Raw genomic sequence first — 10,037 nt, forward strand, 5'->3', positions numbered from 1 at the left:
GGCCCCCGGCGCGCCGTGGCAGCAGCAGGGCGCGGCTCCGTACGGCGCGCCGCCGCCGCCCGCCGCACCCCCCTCGATGCCTCCGACGCCCCCTCAGCCGGGCGGCAACGTCCGGCCGTTCCCCGGGGCGGGCCACACCGGCGCCGCCACCCGGCGCTGGATCGAGGTCAACGGGCAGCGGCACCAGATCACCGGGAACGCCTGCGTGCTCGGCCGCTCCACCGAGGCCGACGTGCGGATCGACGACCCCGGGGTCTCCCGCAAGCACGCCGAGATCCGCCCGGGAACGCCCGCGATGGTGCTGGACCTCGGCTCGACCAACGGCATCGTGGTGGACGGACAGCACACCCAGCGCGCTACGCTCCGCGACGGCTCACGGATCGTCGTGGGCAGCACCACCATCGTCTACCGACAGGTCGAAGGGTAGTGTCCGATTTGTTCACTCGCTTCGCTCACTCACGGGCGGGCCGGCTATGTCAGAACTGACCTTGACGGTCATGCGGCTGGGGTTCCTGGCCGTCCTGTGGCTTTTCGTCATCGTGGCCGTGCAGGTGATCCGCAGTGACCTGTTCGGCACCAAGGTGAACCAGCGCACCGCCCGCCGTGCGGCCGCCCCGGCGGCTGCCGGAGCGGGCCCCGGTGGGCCGGCCAGGCCGCCGCAGCAGGCTTCCGGGCCGCCCACCCAGGGCGGTCGCCGCCGCGGCGGGCCGACCCAACTCGTGGTCGTCCAGGGCTCGTTGGCGGGCACCACGGTGGCTCTGCAGGGCCAGACCATCACGCTCGGCCGGGCCCATGACTCCACGATCGTGCTCGACGACGACTACGCGTCCTCCCGTCATGCCAGGATCTACCCGGATCAGACTGGGCAGTGGACGGTCGAGGATCTAGGCTCCACCAACGGCACCTATCTGGACCGGCAGCGGCTCACCACGCCGACGCCGCTCCAGCCGGGTATGCCGATCCGAATTGGCAGGACCGTCATCGAACTGCGGAAGTAGCGGCGCATGAGGGACAGCACACCGTCCACCCGAAGGAGGGCTCGGACCGCATGAGTCTCGTGCTGCGCTTCGCCGCCGGATCCCACAAGGGGCTGATCCGGGAGGGGAACGAGGACTCCGGCTATGCCGGCCCGCGGCTGTTGGCGGTGGCCGACGGCATGGGCGGGGCGGCGGCCGGTGAGGTCGCCTCCTCCGAGGTGCTCGGTTCGATCGTCCGGCTGGACGAGGACGTACCCGGCGCCGACCTGCTCACCCTGCTCAACGACGCGGTGCACGGCGCCAACGAGCGGCTGCGTCAGATGGTCGACGAGGACCCGCAGCTGGAGGGCATGGGCTGCACCCTGACCGCGATGCTGTGGACCGGTCAGCGGATGGGCCTGGTGCACATCGGCGACTCCCGCGCGTACCTGCTGCGGGACGGTTCGCTCAGCCAGATCACCCAGGACCACACCTGGGTGCAGCGGCTGGTGGACGAGGGCCGGATCACCCCGGAGGAGGCCGAGACCCACCCGCAGCGCTCCCTGCTGATGCGCGCGCTGGACGGCCGCGGCCAGGTCGAGCCCGACCTGTCGATCCGTGAGGTCCGGGCCGGCGACCGCTACCTGATCTGTTCCGACGGTCTGTCAGGCCCGGTCAGCCACCAGACCCTGGAGGAGACGCTCGGGAGTTTCTACTCCCCCGAGCAGACCGTCCAGGAGCTGATCCAGCTGGCACTGCGCGGCGGCGGCCCGGACAACATCACCTGCGTGGTGGCGGACGTGCTCGACGTCGGCGCCACCGACCTGCTCAGCGGCGGCCTCGCCGACGTCCCGGTGGTGGTGGGCGCGGTGGCCGACACCCCGCCGGGTGCCACCGACCAGGCGATCCTGAACACCCCGGCCGGCCGCGCGGCCGGTCTGGGCCGGCCGGCCGCCCCGCAGGGTGCCTTCGGCCCGGCCGACGGCTACCAGCCCGGCTTCGGCCCCGCCGAGGGCTACCCCGCGCAGCAGGACTACGACGAGTACGAGGAGGAGCCGCGCCGCAAGCGCCGCTGGCTCAAGCTCTCGCTCGCCCTGCTGGTGCTGCTCGGACTGCTGGGCGGCGCCGGGTACTTCGGCTGGCGCTGGACCCAGAACCAGTACTACGTCGGCGCGGACGGCGGCTCGGTCTCGGTCTACCGGGGCATCAACCAGAACCTGGCCGGCCTCGACCTGTCCTCGGTCTACCGTCGGCACAGCGAGGTCGAGCTGAAGTTCCTGCCCGCCTACCAGCAGACCCAGCTGACCAAGACCATCCAGGCCACCAGCCTGACCGACGCCGAGGACCAGGTGAAGCAGCTGGGCGAGCAGGTGGCCGTCTGCAAGAAGTTGGCCGCCACGCCGACCGGCACCGCACCGACCCTGAACGAGCAGGAACAGAAGCTGGCCTCCTCCTGCCCGACCCAGTAGCGACACCGACCTCCAGCTGGTCCCACTGCCGTCGGGGAGCGGCCTTCCGTTGAGCACCTTTGACCTGAGCAGTAGTCAGACCGGTGGTGAGGAACCGCGCCGAAGGCGTCGGGAGAACACCACCATCACGCCCCAGGGCGCCCCCAACCGCCGCAACACCGAGCTGGTGCTGCTGGCCTTCGCGGTGGTGGTGCCGATGCTGGCGTACGCCAACGTGGGCCTGGCGATGGACGGCAAACTGCCCTCCGGAATGCTGGCCTACGGGCTCGGCATGGGCGCGATCGCCCTGGTCGCGCACCTGGTGCTGCGCCGGTTCGCGCCGTACGCGGACCCGCTGCTGCTGCCGCTGGCCACCCTGCTGAACGGCCTCGGGCTGGTGATGATCTGGCGGCTCGACAAGGCCGGTGGCCTGCTCAGGAACAACTTCCCGGCCGCCAAGAACCAGCTGATGTGGTCGGCGCTCGGGGTGGCGCTGTTCATCGGCGTGGTGCTGGTGCTCAAGGACCACCGGATCCTGCAGCGCTACACCTACATCTCGATGGTGCTGGCGCTGGTGCTGCTGGCCGCCCCGGCCTTCTTCCCGAGCCGGGCCGAGGACTTCGGCGCCAAGATCTGGATCCGGTTCGGCTCCTTCTCGATCCAGCCGGGCGAGTTCGCCAAGATCATCCTGACGGTGTTCTTCGCCGGCTACCTGATGGTCAAGCGGGACGCGCTGGCGCTGGCCAGCCGCCGCTTCATGGGGATGTACCTGCCGCGTGGGCGCGACCTGGGGCCGATCATCGTGGTCTGGCTGCTGTCGATCCTGATCCTGGTGTTCGAGACCGACCTCGGCTCCTCCTTCCTGTTCTTCGGCCTGTTCGTGGTGATGCTCTACGTCGCCACCGAGCGGACCAGCTGGATCGTCTTCGGCCTGCTGATGTCGATCAGCGGCGCGGCCCTGGTGGCCACCTCCGAGCCGCACGTGAAGACCCGGATCGACGCCTGGCTGGACCCGATGGCCGCATTCGCCGACAAGCCGCCGTCCGGCGCCACCGAGCAGATCGGCCAGACCCTGATGGCCTTCGGCTCCGGCGGCACCACCGGCACCGGTCTCGGCCAGGGTCGCTCCTGGCTGATCCAGTTCGCCGCCAAGAGCGACTTCATCCTCGGCTCGTTCGGCGAGGAACTCGGTCTCACCGGGCTGATGGCGATCTTCCTGCTCTACGGGCTGATCGTGCAGCGCGGCCTGCGCACCGCGATCGCGGCCCGCGACCCGTTCGGCAAGCTGCTCGCGGTCGGCCTGTCCTCCGCCTTCGCCCTGCAGGTCTTCGTGGTGGCCGGCGGAGTCACCGGCCTGATTCCGCTGACCGGTATGACCATGCCGTTCCTGGCCCAGGGAGGCTCCTCGCTGGTGGCCAACTGGGCTCTGATCGCCATCCTGTTGAAGATCAGTGACAGTGCCCGCCGACCGGCCGCCGAACCGGCTCCGACCACCACGGTGGACGGCGCGACCGAACAGACCAGGGGAGCCCTCGCGTGAACAAGCCGATCCGCCGGGTCTCGATCTTCTGTCTGGTGCTGGTGCTGGCCCTGATGGTCCGGGTCAACTGGGTCCAGGGTGTGCAGGCCGAGGCCTGGGCGAGCAACCCGCACAACGACCGGAACAAGTACGACCGGTACGCCTACCCGCGCGGCAACATCATCGTGGCGGGCGGCCAGCCGATCACCAAGTCCGACTTCGTCAACGGGTACCGCTACAAGTACAAGCGCGCCTGGGTGGACGGCGCGCTGTGGGCACCGGTCACCGGCTACTCCTCGCAGGCCTTCGGCACCAGCCAGCTGGAGTCGCTCTCCGACGGCATCCTGTCCGGCTCCGACTCCCGGCTGTTCTTCCGGAACACTCTGGACATGCTGACCGGCAAGGAGAAGCAGGGCGGCGACGTGGTCACCACCCTGAACGCCAAGGCGCAGAAGGCCGCGTACGACGCGCTGGGCAGCAAGAAGGGTGCGGCGGTCGCGATCGACCCGCGCACGGGAGCGATCCTCGCGCTGGTCTCCACGCCGTCCTACGACCCAGGACGCTTCGCGGGCACCGGCGACGAGGACGCCAAGGCATGGAAGGACCTCAACGCCGACCAGAACAAGCCGATGCTCAACCGCGCGCTGCGCGAGACGTACCCGCCGGGGTCGACCTTCAAGCTGATCACCGCGGCGGCCGCGTTCGAGAACGGCCGGTACCAGAACATCGAGGACGTCACCGACACTCCGCAGCGCTACGTGCTGCCGAACACCAACGTCGAGCTGAAGAACGCCTCGGACGACGAGCCGTGCGCCAACGCCACCGTCAAGGTCGCGATGGACTACTCCTGCAACACCGTCTTCGGCAAGATCGGCGCCGATCTGGGCGGCGAGAAGATGCGCACGCAGGCCGAGCGGTTCGGCTTCAACAACCCCGGCATCAACGTGCCGATCCGCGCCTCCGAGTCGTTCTTCCCCTCGAAGTCCAGCGCCGACGGCACCGCGATGGACTCGATCGGCCAGCACGACACCCGGGCCACCCCGCTGCAGATGGCGATGGTCGCCGCGGCGATCGCCAACGACGGCCGGCTGATGGCGCCGTACATGGTGGACGAGGAGCGTGCGTCGAATCTCACCACCATCTCCAAGCACTCCGAGCGCCAGCTCAGCCAGGCGGTCAGCCCGGCCACCGCGCAGAAGCTCCAGCAGCTGATGGAGAGCGTGGTGCAGAACGGCACCGGCAAGAAGGCCCAGATCGACGGCCTGAAGGTCGGCGGCAAGACCGGCACCGCACAGCACGGCGAGAACAACGCCGGGCTGCCGTTCGCCTGGTTCATGTCCTACGCCAAGGCACCCGACGGTCGGCAGGTCGCGGTCGCGGTGGTGGTCGAGGACGGCTCCAGCGAGCGGGACCAGATCAGCGGCGGCGGGTTGGCCGCCCCGATCGCCAAGGCCCTGATGAAGGCGGCACTGGAGCGGTAACGCCCGGCCGGATTGGCCACCCGGTTTCCGTACCGACCCGGTCGGTCCTTTGTCACAATGGGACCCGCCCGGTCGGTACCGGTCCGGTCTCAGCCTTCGGGCTGTTCCGGCCCCCTCAGGTTGGGCGGGTAGCGTATCCGCAAGCAGCGGGTCCGCCCACCGCCGTCCACGGCTCCGGCCGTGGGGTCGACGTCACAGAACCGAGGTGACGGCGACAGCGTCCAACACAGCGTGCGGGGACCACCTACGTCACATCCTCACCAGCCGGTGGGGGAGAGGGTCGGAACTATGGAAGAGCCTCGTCGCCTCGGCGGCAGGTACGAGCTCGGTGGCGTCCTCGGGCGCGGCGGCATGGCCGAGGTGTACCTCGCCCATGACACCCGGCTCGGCCGCTCCGTCGCCGTGAAGACGCTCCGCGCCGACATGGCCCGCGACCCGTCGTTCCAGGCCCGGTTCCGCCGCGAGGCCCAGTCCGCGGCCTCGCTGAACCACCCCGCGATCGTCGCCGTGTACGACACCGGCGAGGACTACATCGACGGCATCTCCATCCCCTACATCGTGATGGAGTACGTCGAGGGGTCCACCCTGCGCGAGCTGCTGCACTCCGGGCGGCGGCTGCTGCCCGAGCGCGCGCTCGAGATGACCATCGGCATCCTGCAGGCGCTGGAGTACTCGCACCGCGCCAACATCGTGCACCGCGACATCAAGCCCGCCAACGTGATGCTGACCCGGCAGGGCAACGTCAAGGTGATGGACTTCGGCATCGCCCGCGCGATGGGCGACGCCGGCATGACGATGACGCAGACCTCGGCCGTCATCGGCACCGCCCAGTACCTCTCCCCCGAGCAGGCCAAGGGCGAGACCGTGGACGCCCGGTCCGACATCTACTCGGCCGGCTGCCTGCTGTACGAGCTGCTCGCCGTACGCCCGCCGTTCGTCGGCGACTCCCCGGTCGCGGTCGCCTACCAGCACGTCCGCGAGGAGGCCCTGCCGCCCTCGACGTACGACCCCGAGCTGCGCCCCGAGATCGACGCGATCGTGCTCAAGGCCCTCACCAAGGACCGGGACTACCGGTACCAGAGCGCCGACGAGATGCGCGACGACATCGAACGCTTCCTGGACGGCCTGCCGGTCGCCGCCGCCCAGCAGGCCGCCGCGTACGGCGCCGCCGGGTACGGCTACGACCAGCAGGGTTACCCGAACGCCCAGCACGACCCGTACGGGCAGACCAACCTGCTGCCCCAGCAGGGCGCGGCGGGCCCGACCACCATGCTGCCGCAGGTCGGCTCCCAGCAGCCGGGCTACGGCTACCAGGACGACGGCAACGGCGGGAACGGGAACGGCGGCTACGACGACTACGACCGTGGCCGCGGCCGGCAGCCGAAGAAGAGCAACAACACCTCGTGGGTGATCCTGGCGATCGCGGCGGTGCTGGTGCTGGTCGGCGCCTACTTCGTGGTCGACGCGATGACCAAGGGCGGCGGTGGCGGCGGTTCCAAGGCCCTGACCCCGGGCCTGGTCGGGCTGAGCCTGGACGACGCCAAGACCAAGGCGAAGAACACCAACGACAAGTTCGTGGTGGTCGCGGGCGCCGAGATCCCCTGCCCGGACGCCGCCGTGAAGAAGGGTCAGATCTGCACCCAGGAGCCGGCGGCCAACACCCAGGTCGCCGCCGACACGCAGATCAAGGTCCAGGTCTCCACCGGCCCGGCCCAGGCCGACCTCCCCAGCGTGGTCGGCGACACCCTGGCCGTGGCCACGGACAAGCTCGGCAAGCTCGGGTTCACCGTCAAGACCAGCTACGAGGCGAACGACACCGTCGCCCCGGACAAGGTGATCTCGCAGAACCCGCCGGCCGGCAAGGCGGAGCCCGGCTCCGCCATCACCCTGGTGGTCTCGCAGGGCCAGACCAAGGTCAACGTCCCCGGCGTGGTCGGCCAGACCGACGCCGCCGCCCGGCAGGCCCTCGAGGCCGCGGGCTTCCAGGTCGAGATCAAGACCGCCCCGATCACCGACCAGTCCAAGATCGGCCAGGTCTCCGCCCAGGACCCGAAGGCCAACACGAAGGCCGCCCCGAACAGCAAGGTCACCCTGACCGTCTACAAGGCGGCGGACAAGGTCCAGGTCCCCGACCTCAAGGGCAAGACCGTCAAGGACGCCACCGCCGCGCTCAAGGCCCAGGGCCTCGAGTGGAGCTTCACCGGAGCCGGCGGCGACACCGCCAACGTGGTCATGGACACCAGGCCGGGCCCCAACACCCTGGTGGACGCGGGCACCAGCATCCAGCTCTTCACCATGCCCCCCAAGCCCGGCGGGGGCACCTCCCCACCCGCGGGCAACAACTGACACACCGTGAGGGGCCGCCCGGTGGGCGGCCCCTCCGTCGTTTCACCTCACCGCCGCCGGCGACGCCCTCCGTGCGGCGACGCGAGCATCGTGCACAGCAGGTCCACCCGCCCGCCGAGCGTCCGCACCTCGCTCCGGCAGTCGGCCATCCGGACGCTCAGCCCGGCTATCACCTCACGGTCGAAGTGCGCCTGACGCAGCATCGCCAGGTTCAACCGGCGGATCTCGGCCAGCTCCCCGCGCAACTCCGCCACCGCCTGCCGCCAGTCACCGGAGTCGTCCACCGGCCGGTCGGCCAGCTCCAGCAGCTCCCGGCGGACGGCCCGGGCCACGGCGCTCCCGCGCAACAGCATCGCGACGTTGAGCACCGCCCTGCGGGGGAAAATCCCCAGGCCGGATCCGGGGGCTTTTGTCTCCTTCACGTTGAAGGAGACAAACTCCCGCAGGTCGGCGCCCCTGAGCATCCGGTAGCCGTTCTCCGTCAACTCCGCCCGGTGCCTCTGCACCAGGCTTTCCACAGCCTTGTCCCCAACCTCGAAGTAGTCGGCGATCATGCGCGCCGTCACGTGCACCCCGTCCGGGAGCAGCAGCAGTGCCTTCACCTTGTCGAGCACCTCGGTCCGCTCGACCATCCCGCCGCGCATCGTCCGGGACTCCAGCAACACCGCTTCACGGTCCATGGTTCTCACCTCGTTCGTCCGGCCCGGGCCCTGGTGGCCCGGTACCGACCTACCAAACGAGGAGTTCTGACGGACCGTCACTGCTTCGGCGCAGCGCACGGGAGCGCGCCCCGAGCGCCCGTCAGGCGGAACACACCAGGTCAGCGCAGCTCCGCCGGCGGCGTCCGGTCGGCGTCCACCGGGTCCACCCGGACCAGGGAGGCCCAGACCGCCATCCGGTAGCGGGAGGTGTAGACGGGGGTGCAGGTGGTCAGGGTGAGGTAGCGGCCGGGGCCGGTGTACGGCGAGCCCTTGGGGACGGGGGCGATGATGCCGGTGTCGTACTTGGAGGTCTGCGGGAGAGCGCCGTCGACCCGGTAGACGTACCACTGGTCCCGGGTCTCCACCACGACCGCGTCGCCCGCGCCGACCTTGTCCAGGTCGTGGAAGCGGGCCCCGTGCCCGTCCCGGTGCGCGGCCAGGGTGAAGTTGCCCTGCGCGTCCCAGGGCATCGCGGAACGGTAGGGACCCTCGTAGACCCCGGCCACACCCTCGTTGAGTATCGCCGGGTCGGTGCCCATCCGGATCAGCGTCTGGTTGCCCTTCCCGAAGGCGGGGACGTGCAGGAAGCCCATCCCGTCGCCGACCGCGTACACCGGCGGGGCGGCGGCCGCTGCGGCGCCGGGCACGGCCGGTGCGGACCAGGTGTCCCGCAGCCGGTCGGTCGCGGTGTCCGCCTGACGGTCCGCCACCACCCCGGTCCACCAGAGCGAGTAGCCGACGAACAGGGCCAGCACCAGCCCGGCGGTGATCAGCAGCTCGCCGACCACTCCGAGGACGGCTGCGGCCCGGCTGCGCCGCCGCTGTGGAGGCACTGGCCCGTTCAGCTGGATCCGCACTGCGCGCCCCCTCTGCCGGCCTGTCAGCCGTTCAGTACGGCGGGCTGTCCCTGGCTCCTCGGTCGTTCCTCGACCATCTTGCCAAAGACGATCAGTCTTCCCCTGGCACTGAACTCCGGCGTGCATGTCGTGAGGGTGATGTAGCGGCCCGCCTCCTTGAACGGCGAGCCCTTCGGCACCGGCTGGATCACCGTGACGTTCGACGGCGGGGTCTCCGGGATGCCGCCCGCCACCTGGTAGGTGAAGTACGAGGTCGCGGTCTCCACCACGATCTGGTCCCCGGGCACCAACTGACCGATCTGCCGGAACGGCTGACCGTGCGTCGTACGGTGCGCGGCGATCGCGAAGTTGCCGGCCTTGTCGGCCGGCATCGCGGTACCGGTGTAGTGGCCGACCAGGCCCTTGTCGAGCACCTGCTGCTTGAGCGTGCCCTCGGCGATCGGGTACTTGAGACCGAGCTTGGGGATGTGCAGGATCGCGAAGCCCTTCCCCGGCTCGAAGGCGGCCGGCGGGGGCGTGCTCGCGCCGGGCGCCGGGGTGGCGGCCGGGGCCTGCACCGCCTGGTTCCACTGCTCCTCCAGCCGGCTGCGGGTGCCGTCGGCGGCCGCGTCGGCCTGCACGTTGGTCCACCACAGCTGGTACGAGACGAACAGCAGCATCACCAGGCCGAGCGTGATGAACAGCTCGCCGACCACCCGGGCCGCCACCACCCGGCGGCGCTCCTTGGGC

9 protein-coding genes are annotated in these 10,037 nt (G+C 70.3%); 6 read left to right on the top strand and 3 right to left on the bottom strand.

The annotated features are described in order from the left end of the window. The 6 genes from ACXJMZ_RS34470 to pknB all read left to right on the top strand — a co-directional run. Window positions 1–427, top strand: a 427-nt coding sequence (locus ACXJMZ_RS34470) for an FHA domain-containing protein (RefSeq protein WP_457033960.1), incomplete at its 5' end; no start/stop codon positions are given. A 46-nt stretch (window positions 428–473) separates the two neighbouring features. Further along, window positions 474–998, top strand: coding sequence for an FHA domain-containing protein FhaB/FipA (locus ACXJMZ_RS34475; RefSeq protein ID WP_057228640.1), 525 nt, complete (start codon window positions 474–476; stop codon window positions 996–998). 50 nt (window positions 999–1,048) lie between these two features. Then, window positions 1,049–2,425, top strand: a complete 1,377-nt coding sequence (locus tag ACXJMZ_RS34480) for a PP2C family protein-serine/threonine phosphatase (RefSeq protein ID WP_457033961.1) — start codon at window positions 1,049–1,051, stop codon at window positions 2,423–2,425. A gap of 64 nt (window positions 2,426–2,489) precedes the next feature. After that, window positions 2,490–3,944 carry an FtsW/RodA/SpoVE family cell cycle protein gene (locus ACXJMZ_RS34485; RefSeq protein WP_457033967.1) on the top strand — a complete coding sequence of 485 codons (1,455 nt, stop codon included), beginning with the start codon at window positions 2,490–2,492 and terminating at the stop codon, window positions 3,942–3,944. Further along, window positions 3,941–5,404 (top strand): peptidoglycan D,D-transpeptidase FtsI family protein, encoded by a 1,464-nt coding sequence (locus ACXJMZ_RS34490; protein WP_457033962.1) that lies wholly within the window; start codon window positions 3,941–3,943, stop codon window positions 5,402–5,404. Before ACXJMZ_RS34485 ends, ACXJMZ_RS34490 begins: the two co-directional genes overlap by 4 nt. A gap of 288 nt (window positions 5,405–5,692) precedes the next feature. Continuing rightward, window positions 5,693–7,750: a Stk1 family PASTA domain-containing Ser/Thr kinase gene (gene pknB, locus ACXJMZ_RS34495; RefSeq protein WP_457033963.1), complete on the top strand. Its 2,058-nt coding sequence runs from the start codon at window positions 5,693–5,695 to the stop codon at window positions 7,748–7,750. Window positions 7,751–7,797: 47 nt separating this feature from the next. On the opposite strand, the gene ACXJMZ_RS34500 is transcribed toward pknB, so the two are convergent. The 3 genes from ACXJMZ_RS34500 to ACXJMZ_RS34510 form a co-directional block, all read right to left on the bottom strand. Then, complete coding sequence (locus tag ACXJMZ_RS34500) at window positions 7,798–8,430, bottom strand: hypothetical protein (RefSeq protein ID WP_457033964.1); 633 nt, start codon at window positions 8,428–8,430, stop codon at window positions 7,798–7,800. Between the two features lie 140 nt (window positions 8,431–8,570). Then, window positions 8,571–9,308 carry a class E sortase gene (locus tag ACXJMZ_RS34505; RefSeq protein ID WP_457033965.1) on the bottom strand — a complete coding sequence of 246 codons (738 nt, stop codon included), beginning with the start codon at window positions 9,306–9,308 and terminating at the stop codon, window positions 8,571–8,573. Window positions 9,309–9,331: 23 nt separating this feature from the next. Next, window positions 9,332–10,037: class E sortase (locus tag ACXJMZ_RS34510; RefSeq protein WP_457033966.1), on the bottom strand; the 706-nt coding region annotated here is incomplete at its 5' end.

This window comes from Kitasatospora sp. P5_F3, from assembly GCF_054049135.1.

Coding starts and splice junctions, on each gene's coding strand:
- ACXJMZ_RS34475 (WP_057228640.1), top strand. CDS start 474: ATGTCAGAACTGACCTTGACGGTCATGCGGCTGGGGTTCCTGGCCGTC.
- ACXJMZ_RS34480 (WP_457033961.1), top strand. CDS start 1,049: ATGAGTCTCGTGCTGCGCTTCGCCGCCGGATCCCACAAGGGGCTGATC.
- pknB (WP_457033963.1), top strand. CDS start 5,693: ATGGAAGAGCCTCGTCGCCTCGGCGGCAGGTACGAGCTCGGTGGCGTC.
- ACXJMZ_RS34500 (WP_457033964.1), bottom strand. CDS start 8,430: ATGGACCGTGAAGCGGTGTTGCTGGAGTCCCGGACGATGCGCGGCGGG.